Source organism: Cellulophaga sp. BC115SP (assembly GCF_009905545.1).
Taxonomy (GTDB): domain Bacteria; phylum Bacteroidota; class Bacteroidia; order Cytophagales; family Spirosomataceae; genus Flectobacillus; species Flectobacillus rivi.
Genome location: NZ_JAAALB010000036.1, coordinates 39,852 through 62,246 on the forward strand (window position 1 = coordinate 39,852; position 22,395 = coordinate 62,246).

At 37.4% G+C, this 22,395-nt stretch carries 19 protein-coding genes; 10 read left to right on the forward strand and 9 right to left on the reverse strand.

The annotated features are described in order from the left end of the window. Nucleotides 1-14 precede the first annotated feature (14 nt). Nucleotides 15-722 (reverse strand): HNH endonuclease, encoded by a 708-nt coding sequence (locus GVN22_RS20485; RefSeq protein WP_166552878.1) that lies wholly within the window; start codon nt 720-722, stop codon nt 15-17. Next, on the reverse strand, nt 709-1,998 hold the full coding sequence (locus GVN22_RS20490) for an AAA family ATPase (protein WP_166552879.1): 1,290 nt from the start codon (nt 1,996-1,998) through the stop codon (nt 709-711). The genes GVN22_RS20485 and GVN22_RS20490 overlap by 14 nt, the downstream gene beginning before the upstream one ends. A 217-nt stretch (nt 1,999-2,215) precedes the next feature. On the opposite strand from GVN22_RS20490, the gene GVN22_RS20495 reads away from it, so the two are divergent. Further along, a complete protein-coding gene (locus GVN22_RS20495) occupies nt 2,216-2,650 on the forward strand; it encodes a hypothetical protein (protein ID WP_166552880.1) in 435 nt (144 codons plus the stop codon). Here GVN22_RS20495 and GVN22_RS20500 read toward each other — a convergent pair. Together GVN22_RS20500 and GVN22_RS20505 are read right to left on the reverse strand one after the other, a co-directional pair. Continuing rightward, entirely contained in the window at nt 2,625-3,383 is a 759-nt protein-coding gene (locus tag GVN22_RS20500; RefSeq protein WP_166552881.1) for a glycosyltransferase family 2 protein, read from the reverse strand. The genes GVN22_RS20495 and GVN22_RS20500 overlap by 26 nt on opposite strands. Nucleotides 3,384-3,398: 15 nt before the next feature. Continuing rightward, a complete protein-coding gene (locus GVN22_RS20505; RefSeq protein WP_166552882.1) occupies nt 3,399-4,661 on the reverse strand; it encodes a glycosyltransferase family 4 protein in 1,263 nt (420 codons plus the stop codon). Between the two features lie 687 nt (nt 4,662-5,348). On the opposite strand from GVN22_RS20505, the gene GVN22_RS20510 reads away from it, so the two are divergent. The 7 genes from GVN22_RS20510 (at nt 5,349) to GVN22_RS20540 (ending at nt 12,060) form a co-directional block, all read left to right on the forward strand. Then, nucleotides 5,349-6,293, forward strand: coding sequence for a 3-oxoacyl-ACP synthase III family protein (locus tag GVN22_RS20510; protein WP_166552883.1), 945 nt, complete (start codon nt 5,349-5,351; stop codon nt 6,291-6,293). A gap of 264 nt (nt 6,294-6,557) precedes the next feature. Next, the gene (locus tag GVN22_RS20515; RefSeq protein WP_166552884.1) at nt 6,558-8,312 is read left to right on the forward strand and encodes a phospho-sugar mutase; all 1,755 of its coding nucleotides are present in this window, start codon (nt 6,558-6,560) and stop codon (nt 8,310-8,312) included. A gap of 278 nt (nt 8,313-8,590) precedes the next feature. Further along, on the forward strand, nt 8,591-9,118 hold the full coding sequence (locus GVN22_RS20520) for a hypothetical protein (RefSeq protein WP_166552885.1): 528 nt from the start codon (nt 8,591-8,593) through the stop codon (nt 9,116-9,118). Between the two features lie 90 nt (nt 9,119-9,208). Next, entirely contained in the window at nt 9,209-9,928 is a 720-nt protein-coding gene (locus GVN22_RS20525) for an outer membrane lipoprotein-sorting protein (protein ID WP_166552886.1), read from the forward strand. Beyond that, a complete protein-coding gene (gene yidD, locus GVN22_RS20530; RefSeq protein WP_166552887.1) occupies nt 9,909-10,328 on the forward strand; it encodes a membrane protein insertion efficiency factor YidD in 420 nt (139 codons plus the stop codon). The genes GVN22_RS20525 and yidD overlap by 20 nt, the downstream gene beginning before the upstream one ends. 24 nt (nt 10,329-10,352) lie before the next feature. Then, nucleotides 10,353-11,234 (forward strand): tol-pal system YbgF family protein, encoded by an 882-nt coding sequence (locus tag GVN22_RS20535; RefSeq protein WP_166552888.1) that lies wholly within the window; start codon nt 10,353-10,355, stop codon nt 11,232-11,234. A gap of 40 nt (nt 11,235-11,274) precedes the next feature. Beyond that, nucleotides 11,275-12,060: a hypothetical protein gene (locus tag GVN22_RS20540; RefSeq protein ID WP_166552889.1), complete on the forward strand. Its 786-nt coding sequence runs from the start codon at nt 11,275-11,277 to the stop codon at nt 12,058-12,060. Between the two features lie 62 nt (nt 12,061-12,122). Here the strand turns inward: GVN22_RS20540 and GVN22_RS27905 are convergent, their stop codons facing one another. The 5 genes from GVN22_RS27905 to GVN22_RS20565 all read right to left on the reverse strand — a co-directional run bounded on the left by GVN22_RS27905 (nt 12,123) and on the right by GVN22_RS20565 (nt 19,820). Next, the gene (locus tag GVN22_RS27905; RefSeq protein ID WP_240915725.1) at nt 12,123-12,581 is read right to left on the reverse strand and encodes a TM2 domain-containing protein; all 459 of its coding nucleotides are present in this window, start codon (nt 12,579-12,581) and stop codon (nt 12,123-12,125) included. Between the two features lie 296 nt (nt 12,582-12,877). Continuing rightward, a complete protein-coding gene (locus GVN22_RS20550) occupies nt 12,878-14,479 on the reverse strand; it encodes a peptide chain release factor 3 (protein WP_166552890.1) in 1,602 nt (533 codons plus the stop codon). Between the two features lie 191 nt (nt 14,480-14,670). Further along, nucleotides 14,671-16,149 (reverse strand): APC family permease, encoded by a 1,479-nt coding sequence (locus tag GVN22_RS20555; protein ID WP_166552891.1) that lies wholly within the window; start codon nt 16,147-16,149, stop codon nt 14,671-14,673. Nucleotides 16,150-16,296: 147 nt separating this feature from the next. Beyond that, complete coding sequence (gene secDF / locus GVN22_RS20560; protein WP_166552892.1) at nt 16,297-19,257, reverse strand: protein translocase subunit SecDF; 2,961 nt, start codon at nt 19,255-19,257, stop codon at nt 16,297-16,299. Between the two features lie 197 nt (nt 19,258-19,454). After that, nucleotides 19,455-19,820 (reverse strand): hypothetical protein, encoded by a 366-nt coding sequence (locus GVN22_RS20565; protein ID WP_166552893.1) that lies wholly within the window; start codon nt 19,818-19,820, stop codon nt 19,455-19,457. A gap of 194 nt (nt 19,821-20,014) precedes the next feature. Here GVN22_RS20565 and nadC point away from each other — a divergent pair, with 194 nt between their 5' ends. Further along, nucleotides 20,015-20,869 (forward strand): carboxylating nicotinate-nucleotide diphosphorylase, encoded by an 855-nt coding sequence (gene nadC, locus GVN22_RS20570; RefSeq protein ID WP_166552894.1) that lies wholly within the window; start codon nt 20,015-20,017, stop codon nt 20,867-20,869. 211 nt (nt 20,870-21,080) lie between these two features. Next, nucleotides 21,081-22,070: a quinolinate synthase NadA gene (nadA, locus tag GVN22_RS20575; protein ID WP_095161500.1), complete on the forward strand. Its 990-nt coding sequence runs from the start codon at nt 21,081-21,083 to the stop codon at nt 22,068-22,070. Nucleotides 22,071-22,395: the final 325 nt, after the last annotated feature.

Below are 22,395 nucleotides of genomic sequence, written 5' to 3' on the forward strand. Positions count from 1 at the left end.
TATGAGGTTTTCTTTTATAAGTCGTTGGTAGTTCTTGGTTGCAATTGTAATGAGTTATCGAAACAATTGGTATTAAGCAAATGAAATTCTTTACGCTGAATCAAATCAGTTCTGATAAGAGGAATGTCTTCAAAAACCTTTAGCCAAATAGAAAAGAAACCCGATTGTACAGCCAAATCCACAATAGCATTAACTGATTGATTCATCCCTGATTGATATTCTAAACGTCTATCAATAGCCATTTTATAAGCTTTTAACTTTTCGATCCAGCGAGTATCAGCACTTCCATCGCTTGTAGCTTCTTTTCTTAAGCCATAGAGTTCAATCAAATTATTCGCTCTCTTTTTTTGTATTCGGGTTAAAGAATCAGATGGCTTGATATGTGGAAAAATTTGTTCATAATCAAATACTAACAGCGTATTGTTCAAATGAGGCCAAAAATAGGTTTCCTTATATTTTTTAGGAATTGTAGCTAGTTTGTGAGAATTACAATAGGGACATATCAATAGAAAATTACTCCAATGACTTTTTAGTTGTGGATAAGACTCTTGGGGTTTTATATGTTCAATTGCAAACCCGCTGTTCATTTTCATTTCACATAAATGACAATAAAGTCCAGTTCTTTGCTTCAAAATGGATATAGCTCTCGTCCAGTCATTAAAAACTTTCTTTTTTGTGCTATTATTTTTAGTTGGCCATGTACCTTTATTAATCGGTCTCATTCTCTTCTTTTGCTTCTAAATATGCTTTATAAATAGGGTCGTTCACTTCGTCTTTTATAATTTTACCTATCAGAGAACTAATATTTTGGTAATCATCTAGCGTTAATTTTTTGTTATCATTATTTATCTCCTCTAATGCCGTTTTCGCTCTTTGGTATCTATTTTCAAAATCATCGCTTCTGATGTTCTCAACCCCCATAATATCAGTAACTACTTTATTTAGGGGTAATTCATCTGGAATCTGTGTCAGCTCAGGCTTATCTAAATTGATCAGTTCATTAGCACCTAAACTCTGAACAATAAATGGGGAGTGAGTTGTGGCTACAAACTGAATATGAGGAAACGCATTTTTTAGGTCAGCGATAACATGTCTTTGCCAAGTTGGGTGCAAATGCAAATCAAGTTCATCTATCATTACAATACCTCTTGATTTTATAACCGCTTTATCATCTAAGAATCCATTAAGAATAACACATCTATAGGCCAGTTCTGCTACCATTTCTGTAAATGAGCGAATTCCATCACTATGAAGCTCTAAGGGTAATAAATCAGAAGTATAGTCATCAATTTGAACTTTTATCCAAAGTTTTCCTGCTTGTTCTTCAATCTCTGTAATGTAAGGATTTGCTTTTTTTATAGTATCAAAAAAGGCTTGCTTAGTATTGGAATACTCACGATTACTTTTTCTTAAAAAATCGTAGGAGCTTAGCCAATCTTCGTATTTAAAGGTTGTTGCCTTCATTTCTATCCAGTCCTGATAGCCTTCTTTGAAAATTTGTCTTCCTGTTCTCGATTCTCTATTTCTACCTGCTCCATGTATTCTTGAGGTTCCGAAAAATGCTATGACAGGTAACTCCACATTATCATTTTCTTGCAGAACTATTTGATGATATTTCTCTTTGCCAATTTTTCTTACGTTTCCAACATCGGCATCACTTGATGTTGTACTCTTGCTATCCTCAAGTATCTGCCTCTTCCAAATGATAGTATCTTTTATTTTTCCTTCAAAATATCCTTCTGCTTCAATTTTCACAGGCTTTTGAGGAACTAAGAATTTTCCTAAATCTTTAAGTCTAATATCAGATTCTATAATATGCCTCTTTTTTACTTCAGAAATACCTAGGAAAAAGGCACCGCAAGCTACTCTAAGCCCCAAAAGAATACTAGATTTTCCCTTACCGTTAACACCGATTATTACTGTAAAGTCAGGGTCAAGTTTAAATGTACCCTCTTCTATATTTCTAAAGTTCTTAAGTGTCAATCTCGTTATATTCATAATTCTTTCCGTTCAAAATGGTATTGCAATTTATATATTTTCTTAACTCTCTCAATCGTATTTCTATTTGAATACAATTTATGTTATTTTTTATATATGATTTTAAACATCTTAGATAGAATATCCGTCTCTTTATATTATTATTTTTGATAAAATAAAGGTATATTTATTGCTAAATTATCAGACATTATTGATAATTATTACCAAAATGAAAAATATGCAACTATTCCAATCCGACCAAGAAATCGAAACATTAATAGAAAAATTCAACACTTGCTGTTTGCCTGCGGAGGCTTGGACACATGAAGCACATTTGGCGATGGGCGTTTGGTATTTGCGACAATACACGCTTACTCAGGCAATGTTATTGGTGCGCCAACGAATTATTCTATTCAATAGCTCTGTTGGTGGCCCCGTGGGTTTTGAACGAGGATATCACGAAACACTTACTTGGTTTTGGCTTAAAACTATCGAGGCATTTCTCAATGAGTATGGACGTGAAAAAGCCCTATTAGATACCTGTAACGCATTTCTCGAAAGTCCGCGAGCCGATCGTAATAGGGCTTTGTTCTTTTATCAAAAAGAAGAAGTAATGTCGTTAGAAGCCAGAGCTATGTTGGTATATCCTACCAATACTTCCCACCCTTGGTAATAATCAGTTTGATACCTCTAAAAAGGATTTGAACATGTGCCCCAATCGCTCCAAACACACCAAAATGCTTTTGTAATACTTTATAACGGTCAATTAGTGAACGTTTGAGTTGTTTATTCGAAATCCCTCCTGTTAGGTATTTGGCTACAACAAAATCCAGATAAACCACTTGTTGGGCTTTTTTAAGACACGTAATTTCCCAATCTACATCAGCACTTAAGTTTTCTTGCCAGTACACAGGTGCTACTCTTTTGCTAGCAATAAATGATTGATGACACACGAGCATTCCCAAATTCATATCTTGCCATTGGAGGTTTTTAGGCAACCTATGCGGCGTTATCACCGAGCGCAATCCTTGTATTTCCCCCGCATTATTGACAAAATAGGTATCACCATATAGCACATCAGTTTCTGGCGTAACCTGTTGATAAATTTTTTCAACTACTGAAGGGTCATTAATTTCATCTCCTGCGTTGACAAACCACACAAAATCACCCGTTGCCATTCGTTGTCCTTTATTCATCGCATCATAGAGCCCTTTATCTGGTTCCGATACTAGTAAGTCAACTCGGGCACGATACTTTTCTGCTATGGTAAGCGTACTATCTTTTGACTTTCCATCAATGATAATATATTCAAAATCTTGGCAGGTTTGCGCCAAGATACTTTTGATAGTTCGTTCCAGAAATGCCTCGGCATTGTAGGTAATGGTTATTATTGATATTTTTCTCACAATCAAAAAACGTATTTAAAGAAGAGATTGATAAAGTGTTTCGTAACGCTTGGCTACGACAGACTCTGCGTACTCGGATTCTACTTTGGAGCGAGCCTGTTTACATAAACCCTCATAGTTGGGATGTTGTAAAATATGCACTATTCCATTGGCTAAATCTTCAGCAGAAGGAGCTTTTGCTACATATCCCGTCTGAAGGTGCTCTATCATTTCAGGAATACCCCCTGTTTCAAATCCTACCACTGGTGTTCCACAAGCCATAGCTTCCATGATGGTGTTCGGAAGATTTTCTTCCAAAGACGGAATCACAAATACATCCGCAGCGGCATAGGTAGTTGCTATTTTCGAAAGATCAGATAGGCGACCTAAAACATTTACTTTGCAGGGAATATTTACAAAATCTGCTTCTTGGGCTTGTCCCATCACCAATAATTCTACACTATCTTTTAACGAGGGGTTTTGTGTTATTAAATGCTGAATCGCCTTTTCAAAGTATTGAAAGCCTTTGCGTGCATCACTAATTTTCATGGCGGCAAATAAGATATATTGCTTGTCTTGTGCCAAATTAAGCTGTTGGCGAGCTTCTGTCTTGTTTTGCGGATAAAAAAGCTTCGTATCTATCGGATTAGGAATCGAAATGACTTTTTTGCCTTGTAATAAACTACTTTGACGGGCTTTTTCAGCCAGCCATTCACTACAAGCCACAAGGGTTAAATCCATTTGGTCAAATAATGCCTTTTTCCGAAGCCATACTTGATGAGATAGGTCATCAGCTGAAGGCTTTTTCAAAAAGTGTTCACAATTTCCACAGGACTGTTGATAACTTTCGCAAGTACCGCTATAATGACATCCACCTGTGAATGCCCACATATCGTGCAAGGTCCATACGAATGGGCGATTTAGTTTGGACAATTGAGTTAAAGATTTTACAGATAGAAAACCAAAATTTACCCAATGTAAATGAAAAACTTCTGCATCCCTAACAACTGCTTCAGAGGTGACATTTATTCCTATTTGAGCTTGCGAAAAAACAAAACGAACTGCTTTTGATTTTTCATAAAAAGCAAACTGATAACGATCGGCTGCAAATCGTGCCAAGGCAATTTTTTGTTGCACCCAATTATTAGCTACAGAATATACCTCTGGGGCTTTCCCTTTTTTGTCTTGAACCAGCATACGCGACTGTACGCCATAGCGACCAAGTGCTTGATGCAAGCGAGAAGCAGCGATGGAAGCTCCTCCAAAAGTATCGAATGTGCTAAAAATAGTAACCCTCACGAATGTTTGCCTCTTATATTTTGATGGATAAGACTTAAGACAATCAAAAACGGATTTTTCTGTACGTTGATTATTGCCTATTCACTTAAAAAACTAAACTATTTACAAATATCCTTCGAGTTTGCGGAAAAGCCTTAACTATCGGAATATTTCTCTCTAAAATCGCTGATTTACTGAGCTTTTACGAGCTAAATTTCGATGCTCACAATGATAAACCATACCAAACGGAATGATATTACCTTCTTTTTCTGACATTTATAAGTATTATCCAAAAAACATCAAAATAATACAAAAAATTATTGGATTTAAAGAAGTATAAATTATATTTATCCAATAATTTCTTGTACTATGCTAAAACATTAATTTCCTTTGCATAAAGTTTCAATTCAAAGTTTTTGCTTTTTGCTATAATGAATTGAACTAAAATTCCCAACCATCTGTAGTTCAAAGGTATTGTATTAGTGATAAGCCTTGATAATCAGCTAGTCACATAATATTTACTAGGTACAGGAAATACTTGAGTATCAGTGCAAAATAGATGATTAAATAAGGCATCCAGCGATTGAAAATCTTTGATGTTTGTACCAATATTTAAACCTTCCCCTATCTAGCAAAGCCCAAAGTTAGCATTAACCTTGCAACGAAGTTGGACTGTATTTCATAATTAATATCTTAAACTAACACGTAATGTTCATTAACGCAATTGCAAGTTACCTGCCCGAACAAGTTGTTACGAATGCCTATTTTCAAGAACTCAATGGATTGACCGACGAATGGATTGTTGAGCGTACTGGAATTCGTGAGCGTCGCAAAGCATCATCTGAGGAGAATACGCATACGATGGCATTGGAGGCAGCCAAAAAGATTACTGAAAGTTTACCTTACGACATTTCTGAAGTTGACCTAATTGTAGGTGCTACCTACACTCCACACGATAATATATTTACACTAGGCCACGCATTACAACACGCGTTAAATATCTCTGAAATTCCAGTAGTAACCATTTCGTCTGCTTGTTCTTCATTACTCAATGCAATCGAAATCGTTCAGGGATATTTTGCTATGAACAAAGCTAGCAAGGCACTCGTAGTTGTTTCGGAGCACAACACTGCTTACAACAACGAAGATGATACCAAAGCTGGACACCTTTGGGGCGATGGCGCAGCGGTATTATCTATCTCTAAAGAAAAAGCAGGAGAGCAAAACTGGGAAATCAAAGATTTGATTACTGGTGGTGCAGCCAACGTAGGGAAAGCATCGGAAGGTGTAACACTTAAACCGCTTCACCGTGGTTTGATTATGCCTTATGGTAAAGATGTGTTTATCAATGCTTGTACTTACATGCCAAAAGTAAGTAAGCAGGTAATGGAGAAAAACGGATTGACTGTTGAGGATATTTCTTTTGTGATCCCTCACCAAGCCAATTATCGTATCACCAAAAACGTAGCTGGTACTTTGGGTGTACCTGACGAAAAAATGATTTCAAATATCCATTATTTAGGCAATACAGGTTGTGCTGGCTGTGCTATTGCCATGGACGAAAATAAAGGCAAGTTCGAAAAAGGTAACAAAATCATCGTAACGGTATTTGGCGGTGGTTACTCTTATGGAGCCATGCTTGTGGAGATTTAAGCTAAAAAATCGAAAAATATTTCAATTTTTTAAAGATTTCATGCAAAAACTAAAACCACTAAGTTGCTTAGTGGTTTTTTTATTGGACAAAAGAAAGACATATTACGGTTTTTGACCGAAATTATTAAATGGGGCTTCTCCTATTCAGAATAATTTCTATATTTGCTTTGATGTCAACCAAAAATTTTGCCTCAAAAATCTTATTGGCCTCACTTTTAAAACCAGATTATTCATTTTTCTAAATATTCTCAAATAGATAAAACTATGTCAACAGGTTTAGACGCTCTTACCAAGAAAAACATTGATACTTGGCTAACTGGTAACTATGATGAAGAAACAAAAGCTAAAATCCAGCAGTTGCTAGACGAAGGAAAAGAAACAGAACTTTCGGATTCGTTCTATAAATCGTTGGAGTTTGGTACTGGCGGTATGCGTGGAGAAATGGGTGTGGGTTCGAACCGTATGAATAAATACACCGTAGGAGCTGCTACACAGGGTTTTTCAAACTATCTTAAACAAAGTCTTCCAGGCAAAGAAATCAAAGTAGCTATTGCACACGATTCTCGTAACAATTCTCCTTTCTTTGCTCGTATTTGTGCTGATATTTTCTCGGCAAACGGAATCAAAGTATATCTTTTCTCGGCACTTCGTCCTACTCCTGAGCTATCATTTACGATACGTCATTTGGGTTGCGACGCTGGTTTAGTAATTACAGCATCTCACAACCCTCGCGAATACAATGGTTACAAAGCGTATTGGAACGATGGTTCACAAGTGGTTGCTCCTCACGATAAAAATATCGTAACAGAGGTGAATAACATCACCTCGGTAGATGATATCAACTTCAACGGCAACGAATCGCTTATTACCTTTATAGGTGAAGAAGTAGATAAAGAATACTTAAAGACAATCCAGCATAATAGTATCAATCCAGACGTAATTGCTCGTCAGAAGGATTTGAAAATTGTATATTCTTCTATTCACGGTACAGGCATTACCTTGGTACCTCAAGCCTTGGCTTTGCTAGGTTTTGAAAATGTAAACGTAGTAGAAGCACAAGCAGAACCAAATGGTGACTTCCCAACGGTAGTATATCCGAACCCTGAAGAAACCGAAGCAATGACATTGGCGGTAAATTTGGCTAAAGATATTGATGCTGATTTGGTAATTGCTACTGACCCAGATGCCGACCGTGTAGGTGCTGCTGTAAAAAATCCTCATGGCGAATGGGTATTGTTGAACGGTAACCAAATGGCGAGCTTAATTATCTATTATTTGTTGGGTGCTTGGGAAAAAGCTGGCAAACTAACAGGTAAAGAGTTTGTCGCTAAAACTATTGTAACTACTGAAATCATCGCAAAAATGTGTGCTAGCAAAGGCGTAAAATGCTACGATACTTTGACGGGCTTTAAATACATCGCTGCGGTAATTCGTGAATTAGAAGGCAAAGAGCAATTCATCGGTGGTGGTGAAGAATCTTATGGTTACTTGATTGGTGATGCCGTTCGTGACAAAGATGCTGTAGCTTCTTGTGCAATGATTGCAGAATTGACAGCTTATGCAAAAGATAATGGTAAGTCATTGTTTGACTTCTTGACAGAAATGTACCAAGAAAACAATTTCTACTACGAAGGCTTGATTTCTTTGACTAAAAAAGGAAAAGCTGGTGCTGAAGAAATTCAACAAATGATGGCAAATCTTCGTGCCAACTTGCCAACTTCTGTAGCTGGTTCTGAGCCAGTAACGGTATTAGATTACAAAAACTTAACTTCGAAAGACCTTAAAACAGGTGAAATCACTGCGATTCCTGAAGGGTTGGGTATGGAGTCATCTAACGTAATTCAGTTGATTTTGGCAGATGGTTCTAAAGTTTCTGCACGTCCGTCAGGAACAGAGCCCAAAATTAAATTCTATGTTTCGGTAAATGCGCCATTAGCTAATCCTGCTGACTTTGACGACACGCTTGCAGCTTTAAAAGCTAAGGTTTCAGCTATTCAAGAAGATTTAGGATTGAAATAATGATATAAGTTACTTTCGGTAAAAAGCGATGTTATCTTCATTGGTAACATCGCTTTTTTTTTGACCATTTACTCATTAAATCATTCACTTATTCAAGAATTATTCAGTAATTAGTGCCAGAAGTCACGACCAAACTGTTGGTTTGAATATCGTTTTTACTCTTTAAACTTATCCATCGTCGTTATTCGCCCTAAGTTCTGTGGGCTTCAAATGTTGTTTTATTTTTGTTAAAACCCATAAAACATTCATTTAAGTTTTATTCTAAACATTTCAAAATCATGAAAAATTTAAAGTTTTCAGCCCTTCTTTTTGCTCTTGTAGCATTGGTTAGCTTTTCATCGCAAGCACAAACATTCAAACGTGGTGACAAAATTTTGAATGCGGGTATTGGATTACTGTATTTTGGTGCGTACGCAAATGCAGAGTTTGCGATTGAAGACAATATTGGTATTGGTCCAATGGTAGGTTATACTTATTATAATTCGGGCGGTTTGGTAGGATATGGTGACTATAGCTATGGGCAATTTAGAGTAGGTGCTAGAGGAGCGTATCATTTGGGAGATGTCCTTAATTTAGGAGATGATTCTATCGACCCGTATGTAGCCGTTGGTGCAGGCTTGCTCTTCGACCGTAATAATTATATCTACAATACAAATACGGGTAATGTTACGTATGGAACAAGAACAACTATATTTATTAATCCCCGAGCAGGTGCTCGTTTTCCATTGAGCAATAATCTTTCAGGTTTTGGAGAAGTAGGCTGGGGTGCCTCTTGGGTAACAGCAGGTGTCTCTTTTGGATTTTAGTATTTTCAAATATAGCTAATGGTTTTAAGCCAAATTTACTTTCATATATATCAGGAAGAAAGTAAATTTGGCTTTTATTATATCTCGACTATGAATCAAAAAAATCGTCTTTATCTATTATTAGGCTTAATGTCAATGCTGACATTAGCCTTTTCTTTTTCTTCTAATACCGTCAAAAAAATTAGTATGATAATGGTTGCTCGTTCTAATAAAAACGGGAAAACAGCCACTATCAAATCAGAGATAGCCTATCAGGTAGCAGGAGGGAAGATGGTTAGCCACTTTACCCAGCCCAATAATCAGTACATTATCAACAATGCCAAAGGCGAGGTGAGTATTTATGACCCTGCGAAAAATACCGTTATTCAACAAGTAAACTACATTTTCAGTACAGAAACTACGCAGTTTTATTATTTCTTGAACAACCAAAAATCTGATTTGGGATTGAGAAATATGGGCTTTACTAATAAGGCGACTAAGTTTGAGAAAAACCTCATGATTAGTACATGGATAGCGCCTGCTAAATTGAGCAAAAGTATTCGTTCGGTAGAATTGGTACATAATGGTGGAAATCCGATTTATACCAAATATATCGATGGAGAAGGCAAGGTGATGAAAAAGGTATATTATTATAATTTTCAGAAAGTGGGAGATATTGAGTTCCCTTTAGCGGTAACACAAATTGACTTTTTTACGGCAAAAGATTCGGTTATCACCAAAACTTCTTATTCTGATGTGAAAATTAATGAGGCTATCAATAATGAACTTCTCAACTTTACGATACCACTCAATGCCAAAGCACTTAAATAAGATACTTTTCTTGGTATTAGGGCTTCTTATGGGTAATTCACTTAAAGCTCAGAGTCTAGAGACTGACTTACAGCTTTTGGAGAAAAAAGAACAAGCCGAACAATCTCAAGTAACCTTATCGGTTGGGAAGAAAGGATTTCATCCTATTTCTTTTGTTATGAATGGTACATTAACCTTTTATCAGAAGGTGATTTCTCCACAATTTTCGGCCAATTGCCTCTACGAACTATCTTGCTCACGCTTTAGTCGCGAGGCGATTCGTATGTATGGACCACTCAAAGGAGTAGCGCTTAGTGCCGACAGATTGGCACGCTGTAACCGTATTAGTGGTACTACGATCAATCCATTCAGAGTAAATGAGCAAGGTAAAGTCATTGACTCGCCTCAAATGTATAAGTAAGCGAACCTCGTATTCCTCTCCACTATGTCTGATAAGCTTCATATTCGATTTTGGGTTATTCTTAGTTGCGTGTTGCTCCTTGGTATCCAATCGGGTATTTCTCAAATCACAAAAGATAGCCTCTTTTTGCAACATTTGATTGGCAAAGAACAGTATCACGACGCTATTACCTTTACCAATCAACTTGAGCGAAAATATCCTATCTCGATACAAACCAAATTACAATTGGCTTACCAAAAGGGTTTTGCTTTTTATTCGCTCAAACAACTCGACTCAGCAAGTGTCTACTTTTCTAAAGTATCCTCAGAAAGTCCTTTTTTCTCAAAATCTCAATTTTGGGCAGGATTATCAGATAGCTATTTAAGAGATTTTACAAAAGCTGAAAAATACTTTAGAGCCATTGATTCAAAAGATAGTCTTAATCGTTCTTTACAAACCTTTGAGCTAGCAGGTTTGGCACTTTTACAAAGAAATCAACGGCGTTTTGATTCTCTTCAAAAACACCTCGACCCTTCGCTTTATGCTTTACAAAAGCAACAAGCTAATTATTTGCTTTACCGAGACGATATTTTGAAACAACAAAAAAAATCAGGTTTCAAGGCAGGACTATTATCTGCCATTATTCCTGGAGCGGGCAAGATTTATGCAGGAGGGCAATTAGGACAAGGAATTTCTGCCTTTTTGCAAAATACCATTCTCGGATTACAGGCTTATGAAGGCTTGCGTAAAGATGGCGTTGGGAGTCCTCGATTTATTATTTATGGAAGCTTGTTTAGCCTTTTTTATATTGGAAATATTTGGGGAAGTGCTTTAAGTGTCAAAATCAAAAGACAAGAATTTAATGAAAAAATCGACGAGCAAATTCTATTTGATATGCATATTCCTTTGCGTACCCTTTTTAATTAAGGCGCAAAATCGTAATGCCATTGTATCAAAAGCTGATAGTTTGTTTCGTCTACGACAATATGACGAAGCGATGTTAGGCTATGAACAAGCCTTTTTTGAGCTTAGCGAATGGCCTGATTCAACTCTTAGTAATAAGCAAATTCAAGATATGAAAAATGCTTTTTTACTGAAAAAGCTCTATTGCCAAAAAGCGGCACAAAAGTTTACAATGGCGTTACAAACGAGTCAGCGCTTTGATTTTAGTAACCTCGAAGATCAAGAACAGATACCGCTTCGAAACGAAACAGTTGTATGTAGTTTTTTGGCAGGGCTTTATGACGATTGCTTCAACAATGTCCAGCAGTTTAAACATTTCGTAAAAGATAGTACGCAACATACGCCAACGTTGCTTTGGGAAATACTCTCACTTACCCAACTAGCCCGTTACGATGAAGCAAAAGCACTTATTCCGACCTATAATCAAGCTTTTCATACACAAATTAATGCTGAGGATTTATTTGCTTTTGCCCAAAAACCAAAATTTAGAAGTATCAGAAAGGCCGAAGCTTTGGCAACTTTTGTACCAGGTGCAGGAATGATTTATGCTGGCAATACGACTCAGGGAATTGTTTCGCTGGTACTACAACTTGGAACACTTGGTTATGGGGCTTACAGTATAATCAATGGCTATTATTTTACAGGGATATTTACAGGACTAGGGCTATTTCAAGCCTTTTATTTTGGAGGAGTTCGCAGGAGTGCCTATTTGGCTGAACAGAAGAATATGAATCTAAAAAATCAGTATTATCAACAAGTCAAAAAAGGGCTTTTATCAAATCGGAAATAGTCTGAAAAGAAAAAGCTGAAGGAGAGTCCTTCAGCTTTTTTATTTTTTGAATCTTTCGATTCTTATCTTCCTCCCCACATAAAGAATTTAGGGTTGTCTGTGTATTTGCCAATACCTTCATCTTGAACTAAAGCGATTAACAATACTACCCAGTCAACAAATGCTACGATACCGCAACCACCCAAAGTAAGGATATAACCTACTCCAGTCAAGGTAGCTGTACCCATGTAGAAACGGTGGATACCCAAACCTCCCAAAAATGTTGATAAAATGAATGCTACAACAGGATCTTTACTTGCAGCAACAGAACTAGCTGGCATAGAAGCAGAAGCTGCCAACATGTTGTTTTGAGTAGAAACCTCAGCATTCGAAACAGGAGTAAGGTAGTTTACCTCTACACCTTCATTCAAAGTTGTTTCGATAGCAGCGTCATCTACAAAATACTCAGACGATGATGAAGCAAAAGACTTAGTGCATACAGATGCAAAAAGCATTGCTGATAAAATGATAGATTTTTTCATAATTAAGAAAGCTTTGCAATTGAACGATAATTAATAAAGCACTGCAATATATAGATAAATTCTCAAGAAAAATCAAAGAATTGTCATCTCTGAATAAACGGTAAAATAATTGTTTTTAAAGAAAGATTAACATTAGTGATTTTCAGGGGTTTAAAAGCTTAAAATACAATTTTATTAACAAATTAGCAAGAATCCACAGTCATAGTTTATTTTGCATTTATACAAAAAGGCTCGAACTAATTTTTGCTTTTGCTTAAATTAATTCGAGCCTTAAAATAGAAAATTTAATGTTGTTCTTATGCCTCTGCCGCCAACTTAAATTCCGAGGTAAAGTGGAATTGAATATCAGGGTTATTTTGGATATTCATACGCAAAATCCAATCAGATTCAGCTAAGAATACATAATTACCATCTTTATCAGTAGCGATTTGCTGTCCTTTCAAACGAACAAACTCAGCTAATTTTTTAGGGTCTTCAGAGGTAATCCAACATGCTTTAGCGATGTCACGATGATCGAAGCGACATTTTGCTCCATATTCATGTTCCAAACGATATTGAATTACTTCATATTGGAGTTCTCCTACGGTACCAACAATTTTACGATTACCCAAATGAGACTGCGTAAATAACTGCGCTACCCCTTCATCTGTCAACTGCTCAATCCCTTTTTCCAATTGCTTGGCTTTCATTGGGTCGAGGTTGATAAGTTCTTTAAAGATTTCTGGAGAAAAACTTGGAATACCTTGGTAAAACATGCTTTCACCTTCAGTGAGCGTATCGCCAATCTTAAAGTTACCCGTGTCATACAAACCTACTACGTCACCAGGGAAGCCTTCGTCGATGACTTCCTTGTCTTGTGCCATAAAGTTGTAAGGGTTGTTGAAACGCACGTTTTTGTCTAAACGCACATGCTTATAAAACTTATTACGCTCAAATACACCCGAACAAATACGCAAGAATGCGATTCTATCACGGTGTTTAGGATCTAAGTTTGCGTGGATTTTGAAGATAAAGCCAGAGAACTTTTTCTCATCTGGTTCTACAATACGTGTATCAGTTTGGCGCTTTTGAGTTGATGGAGCAATTTGAGTAAATGTATCCAACAATTCTTGAACACCAAAGTTATTTACTGCCGAACCAAAGAATACTGGGGCAACTTCCCCCGATAAATACGCAGAACGATCGAAGTCGTTATAAACACCTTCGATAAGTTCAACATCTTCACGAAGCTGATTAGCATCACGTTCGCCAACACGTTTGTCTAGTTCCTCAGACCAAATATCTACAGAAACAACCTCTTTTTCAATTTTGGTTTTGTTGGCACTAAACAAGTTTAGAGACTTTTCATAAAGGTTATATACCCCTTTAAAGTTAGCTCCAATATTGATAGGCCAAGTCAATGGACGAACTTTGATACCGAGTTTTTGCTCTAACTCGTCCAGTAGGTCAAACGCATACTGACCTTCGCGGTCCATTTTATTGATGAAAATGATTACTGGCGTATTACGCATACGACATACCTCCATCAATTTTTCGGTTTGTTCCTCAACCCCTTTTACACAGTCGATTACCAAGATAACTGAGTCTACAGCCGTAAGCGTACGGTAAGTATCTTCGGCAAAGTCTTTGTGACCTGGTGTATCGAGGATATTGATTTTTACATCATTATATTCAAAAGTCATTACCGAGGTAGCCACAGAGATACCTCTTTGGCGCTCGATTTCCATAAAATCGGAGGTTGCACCCTTTTTGATTTTATTTGATTTTACAGCCCCCGCTGTTTGGATAGCTCCACCGAACAAAAGTAGTTTTTCGGTAAGCGTAGTTTTACCCGCATCGGGGTGGGAAATGATACCGAATGTACGGCGTTTTTGTATTTCTTCTTGTAACGTTGCCATATTTAATAATCGACTGTCAAAATCGAAATGCAAAATTACGGATAAAAAAACAAAACCCACAGGTTTTTTGGGATTGAGTGCTTTGAATTTGAGTGAATTAAACTTCTTAATAAAATCAAAAGGCTCTAACAAATCAATGCTAGAGCCTTTTGAGTATCTGTAGAATCAAGCTTAAAGCTTAATTTTTAAATCTACTTTTCGTTCAAATTACTGTTTGGTTTACCGTAAAGGAAGTACACCACCAAACCAATTAGCAACCATCCGAATGCCAATTTTTGAGCCAAACCATCCAAGTTGAAAATCAAGAAAAGGTTTGTTAAGATACCTAGTGGAGCAACGATTTTCAAGGCCGGAGCTTTGAAGTCACGCTCTAAGTTAGGCTCTCTGTAACGCAATAACAATACTGCTAAACATACCATGGCGAAGGCAAACAAAGTACCGAATGAACACATATCGCTCAATACACCAATTGGCGTAAACGCTGATACAACTGATACTAAGAAACCTACCAAGATTGTGCTTTTCCAAGGAGTACGGAAAGTTGGGTGAACCTGACGGAAGAAGTTTGGTAACAAACCATCTTTTGCCATACCTAAGAATACACGTGTTTGACCTAACATCATTACCAACATTACCGAAATCAAACCAGCTGTTGCAGCAGCAGTAATAATAAATACTGCCCAAGGTTGACCTACTTTATCGAATGCGTAAGCTACAGGCGCTTTCAAAGCATCACCTACGATGTCTTTGTAGTTAATCATACCCGTCAATACCAAAGAAACCAAGATATAAAGGATTGTACAGATTACCAATGAAGCGATAATGGCAAAAGGCATATCTTTCTTAGGATTGATAGCTTCACCAGCTTGTGTAGATACAGCATCAAAACCAATATAAGCAAAGAAGATAGCCGCAGCACCACTCGCAATACCACCCCATCCGTAAGCTTCTTTCATAGAACCATCAGCGTGTTCTACCATTTCAGGAGCAGGGATAAATGGAGTCCAGTTAGCAGTGTTTACAAAAAATGCACCTACGATAATTACGAATAAGATCGCAGCTACTTTCAAGATTACAATAATGTTGTTGGCACTTGCCGCTTCTTTGATACCTTTAACCAAGATATAAGTTACCAACCAAGTAACAACAAAGGCAGGTAAGTTGATACCCCAACCTACGTGCTCAAGTCCCATAGATTTAGCATAAGTTGCTGCCGAAAATGGGTCATTTTTTAAATAATAAGGAATTTCAATACCGAATAAGTGGAGTAGCTTATTGAAGTACCCGGACCAACTCACGGCTACAGTCATTGCCCCCATGGCATATTCTAACACAAGTCCCCAACCAATAATCCAAGCAAAGAATTCACCGATTGTACCATAAGCGTAGGCATAAGCTGAGCCCTCTACAGGAAGTAGAGCTGCAAACTCAGCATAGCAAAGAGCTGCAAAAATACAGCCGATACCTGCTAATACGAATGATAATGCCAAAGCCGGGCCAGCATGATAGTGAGCGCCTGTACCAGTTAATACGAAGATACCTCCACCGATAATCGCACCGATACCGATAGCAGTCAAGCTCCATTTACCAAGGACGCGCTTCAGCTCACTGTTTTTAATATCTGCCTCGTAAGCTGACATAGGCTTTTTGCGCCAAATACTGTTACTCATAAAGAAAAGGTTTTAGTTTATTTTATTGTGATTGAAGGTAATTACAGAACAGAATTGTATAAACTGTGTTTCAAGATAGTTAATATTTTGTCGTGAAACAAAAAAAGACCTCATAGCTTTTGGGGGCTATGAGGTCTTTGAGAGTAATTACTTAGAAGGGTTTGCGGCTGGCGCTACAGCTTTCTTCTTTCCTGTTCCAAGGTCAATAACGATTGGAGCGGCTACGAAGATAGATGAGTATGCACCAAATACTACCCCGATAAACATCGCAAATGAGAAACCACGCAAGATTTCACCACCAAAGAACAACAATACTGATACTACTAAGAATACCGTCGTAGCTGTCATTACAGTACGGCTCATTGTATGGTTAATCGATGTATTGATAGTTTGGATAATTAATTCTTTGTTTGACATATCTGCATCTACACCGATTTCTTCACGAATACGGTCAAATACTACCACAGTATCGTTGATTGAGTAACCAATAACTGTTAATACCGCAGCGATAAAGATTTGGTCAACTTCCAAGTCTAATCCGAAAATACGAGCGATACCTACCATACCTAATACTACTAAAGTATCGTGTAACAAGGCGATAACGCTACCCAATGAATATTGCCATTTACGGAAACGAATCAAGATATAAATAAAGATCGCAATTAGGGCATAACCAATAGACACAAATGACTGTGTCAAGATATCATCGGCAATAGTTGCACCTACTTTAGACTCTGAAAGAATCACTGGTTTTGCATCAGCAAACTGTTGTAAACCCTTTTCTAAAGCAGTACGTACTTTTTGGTTAGCCGTAGCTGATTCATCTTCAACCAAATATGAAGTTGTAACTTTCATCTTAGTTGGTCCGTTGAATGTTTTTACTTCAACGCCTTTTTCTTCGAAATCATCTTTCAACGCTTCTTTGATGTTTGTTGCATCAACTGGCTTAGTAAATTCTACTACATAAGAACGACCACCTTTGAAGTCAACACCCAAATTGAAACCGCCTTGTGCAATCAACACACCCATACCCAAAGCAATTAAGCCCCATGAGAACCAGTAAGAGTATTTACGTTTGCCAATAAAGTCGAAATTCATTCCTTTGAATAGGTCTTTCGAGATAAATGTTTCGAATGTTACTTCTTTCTCTTTACCAGCAGCAATTTTACGTTGTACCATCCAGTCAACCAATACGTGTGATACGAATACCGCAGTAAATACTGAAGTAACCAAACCAATACAAAGTGTTACACCAAAACCTTTTACAGAACCAGAACCAAAGATGATCAAGATAACACCAATCATGATAGTTGTAATGTTACCATCCAAGATAGCAGAAAGCGCTTTTTCATAACCTAACTTTACTGCTTCTAGCAACCCTACACCTCTATGAAGTTCTTCACGAATACGTTCATTAATCAATACGTTGGCATCTACGGCCATACCCAATGTCAATACGATACCTGCGATACCTGGCAATGTCAAAGCCGCTTGGATTTGAACTGTGATACCAGCAATGAAGAATACGTTGAACAACAAGGCAGCGTTAGCCATCCATCCTGGGTTACCATAGTAGCCAATCATAAAGATGATTACTAAACCTAAACCGATAGCCATTGATAAATAACCTTGGTTAATTGCTTCCTGACCTAATGATGGACCAATGAAAGCGTCTTCAACGATACGAGTAGGAGCTGGCAATTTACCTGCTTTCAATACGTTTGCTAAGTCTTTTGCTTCTTCTACAGTAAATGAACCAGAGATAGATGAACGTCCGTTAGGAATTTCACCGTTAATTACTGGCGCAGAATATACATAGTTATCTAGTACGATAGCTACACGCTTACCAATACTAGCAGCTGTTAAGTTTTTCCAAATACGAGCACCAGTACCGTTCATTACCATTGTAACTTCTGGGCGCTGGTTTTGATCGTAGTCGTTAGTAGCATCAACAATTACATCACCTTCCAAAGGAGCTGGTTGATTTTCAGTTTTCTTGATTGCTTCTAATTGGATAATTTCGTCACCAGTAGTCGATGGAATACCTTTAGCATACCATACAAAAGTTAAGTTTGATGGGAACATCATTTTTACTTCTGGACGACGGAACAATTCATTAACACGAGCAGTGTCTTTACGCATTACACCCCAGCTTCTTCCTTGGTTGTCCAAAGGCAAGAATAATTTTGTCAAAGCAGCACCTGCTGTTGTATCTGCTTTTGCTGTATCTTTTTTAGCAGTTTTTGGCGCAGCCAATTGACCAGCCAAACTACTTTTTGAAGTATCAGTAGAAGCTGTTGTTGCAGTTGCAACACTTACTTTTTTCGCTTTTTCTTCAGCAGCCAAATATTCACCCAAAGTGTTTAAGCCTTGTCCCCACTCGTTGATTTCTGCAACTTCAACAAATTCCAATTTAGCAGCACCTGCCAACAATTTACGAGCACGCTCAGGGTTGTCTACACCTGGCAATTCAACTTGAATACGGTTTGTACCCGGCAAACGTTGGATGTTCGGGTTAGCTACACCAAATTTGTCAATACGAGCTTGGATAATTTTATAAACGCGGTCTACAGCACCATCAATTTCTGAGTTTACCACTTTCTTTACTTGAGCATCAGTAGAACCTGAATTCAATTTGTCGCGGTTTACTGAGTTGGCAAAAATCGTAGCTAAACGTTGATTTGGAGCAACTTTAGCAAATTCCTCGAAGAAGATTTCATTGAAAGGCTTAGTCGAAGTTGCTTGCAATTTTGACGCACTTGCTAATGCTTTTTCAAAATTCGGATCATTGCTTTTTCCAGATAATGCACGTAGAATTTCTACTGGAGAAACTTCTAATACCGCACTGAAGCCACCTTCCAAGTCAAGACCTTTGTGAAGCGCATAAGTAGTTACATCTTGCAATGTGAAGCCCAAATACACTGGTTGCTTCCACAATGAATCGATATAACGAGTTTTTTTAGCTGGATCGAGTTTTCCATCTTTCGATGTTGCATACGCAATTGCATCTTCACGAACCGAATTAGCCTTCCATGTAAACGAAAGGAAGAACAAACATAGGGCTGAAATAATACCAGTCAGCCACACAATGGCACCTTTGTAACGCATTTGTTTTTAGTTATTTGAAAAATGAATGTGAATTACTTGTGTAACAGTCGCCTATTACAAGATTGGAAAAGGGTTTGGTAAGGGTGGAGTAAATGTTGAGTCTGAAGCTTGGGAAATCGTGATACAAATGACCCATAAATTGCCCATGAAGCCTATATCGTTAGACTTTCAATCATTTAAACCAAGAAAAAAGGGAATCAGGGAGCATTGGTAGCAATAAAATGCTCGAACAGGATTTCGTAAAGAATATTAGGAGAAGTAACCTTCAATTGCTGACCCAAAGCATGAACTGCCACAGGAATCGCAACGCTAGGAATCGAAAAAACAAAATCGCTAACGGCATCAAAACTAATACTTGGACTAGCGTGCATTACCGACAATTCACTTACTGAACATTCAGGAGTAGCTCCTTTTTGTTTTTTGGACTGCTCAGTTTTCGCTTTTTTTACACCAGAATAGTGTACCTGCGATGCCGAAAATGTTTTACCAAAAACGGTAAACATCAGCATCAAGCACACGAAAAAAGTGCTGAACAAACGCGATATGTGAGATGTTTTTTTCATTGTTGAACACAAAAGTAGCAAGTTTTATAGAAGTATCGCAAACTTTACACCAAATTTTACGTCTGTATAAAAAGAGACTTACCCAATTTTCTTGGGATTTTTATAACAATAATGAGGTATTGCCTACAAAAAATTTCAAAAGTACAATTGAATAATTTTCTTACTTTTGGGACATAAAACAATCTGTATCTAGCATGTTTAATTATTTAGAACCAACTTATATCAAAAACTTCATTCAAAATGCTTTGACTGAAGACGTCGGTGATGGCGATCATACTTCGCTCTCGACTGTACCGCATGATGCCATTGGACGTGCCAGATTATTGGTAAAAGATAAAGGAATTTTGGCTGGCGTCGAACTTGCCAAAATGATTTTTGCAGAAGTTGATCCTGAGCTTCAGGTTACAACTATCCTTGAGGATGGTACATCTATCGACCGTGGACAAATCGTATTAACAGTAGAAGGTCGCTCACAGTCAATTCTGAAGGCTGAGCGCTTGGTACTCAACTGTATGCAACGTATGTCGGGTATTGCTACTTATACACGCTCGATGGTCAATTTGATTGAAGGTACCAATGCCAAATTATTAGATACCCGTAAAACAACGCCTAATTTTAGACTTTGTGAAAAATGGGCTTGCAAAATTGGAGGTGCTGTAAACCATCGCTACGCACTTTTTGATATGATCTTAATCAAAGATAATCACGTAGATTATGCTGGAGGTATTGCTAATGCAATTCTTCAGGCTAATGAATATTTAGTGAAAACGGAGAAAAGCCTCCAAATCGAAATTGAAGTTCGTAACCTTGAAGAATTACAACAAGTTTTAGCGATTGGTCAAGTTAATAGAATCATGTTGGATAACTTCAGTTTTGAAAGCCTTCGTGAAGCAGTTCGCTTAATCGATGGTAAATACTTGACCGAGGCTTCGGGCGGTATCAACGAAACTACCATTCGCCAATATGCCGAATGTGGCGTAGATTATATTTCGAGTGGAGCATTGACTCATCAAATCAAAAGCTTAGATTTAAGTTTGAAAGCGTACTAAAGAATAATGAAGAATTGTGAGGTGTAAGTGTTTTCAACTATAGTGGATTTGGGATTTCTGATTTCGGAAATATGGGAAAACACCTTCATTTCTATAAAATAGCTTAAAAGTATGTTACACCTCCGTGTGGCATAGCTTGCAATTTCATATTAGTATCTATCAAAACCTGATTAATTTTTAAATTAGACAACAATTCACCGATTAATAAAAAATGAACTTACTAGACGAAGTAAATAAAGTAGGCTATGTGAGCCGTTCGGTACCTTTTAAGGGAACTGACTTGAAAGAAGAAATTTTAAAACTCAAAAAAGAAAAAAATGCTGTAATCTTGGCGCACTACTATGTAGATGCTGAAATTCAAGATTTGGCTGACTTTTTGGGAGATAGTCTTGCTTTGGCACAAGCAGCCGAAAAGACAGATGCCGATATGATTGTATTTTGTGGCGTGCATTTTATGGGTGAAACAGCCAAGATTTTGAACCCTAACAAAAAAGTCGTTATCCCCGACTTCAATGCAGGTTGTTCGTTGGCAGATTCTGCTCCAAAAGAAGAATTCGCCGCATTCAAGGCTCAGTATCCTGAGGCTGTTGTGGTAAGTTATATCAACTGTACGGCCGATGTCAAAGCCATGACAGATATTATTTGTACTTCGTCGAATGCTCTCAAGGTGGTTGAATCGATTCCTGCGGATAAGCAAATCATCTTCGCACCTGATGCCAATTTGGGAAGATATGTAGCCAAGAAAACAGGTCGTGACCTTATTCTTTGGGATGGTGCTTGTATTGTTCACATCGATATTTCCTTAGAGAAATTGAAAAAAGTAAAGGAGGAAAATCCTAATGCTTTATTGATTGCTCACCCAGAATGTAAAGAGGTTATTCTTTCTCAAGCTGATTTTGTAGGCTCAACTACCGCTCTTTTGAATTTTGTGAAAGACTCTGATTGCCAAGAATTTATCGTAGCTACCGAAGCAGGTATTTTACATAAAATGAAGGAGTCTGTTCCGAATAAGAAGATTATTCCAGCGCCTGCCAATGAGAAAAACACTTGCGCATGCTCAGAATGTCCATATATGAAAATGAATACCTTGGAAAAACTATACAACGCCATGTTCTATGAGTTGCCAGAAATTCAGGTAGCAGAAGACGTTCGTGAACCAGCACTCAAAGCCTTAAAAGCTATGTTGGACATTAGTAAATAGAAAATGTGATAGCCTTTTGGTAAATATTAAGAATAGGGACACATCTGTGTTCCTATTCTTGTGTATGCCCATATATATTATGCCGTTGGAATTTACAGATTTATCTAATTACTGGACAAAATTGAATATACTAGTTCAAGACTCAGTCTTGGACTCATTTTTTTAACAGTTTGAAACTGTTTTTATAAAATTCAATGAAAAGTATAAAAAACAGAATCATACTTTATCGTTTTGTCCAGTAATCAACATATTTCTATAAACACCACACAACCCCAAGAACCCTTTTAACAAATCACGACTTTTCCCTAACCCCTAACCCCTAACC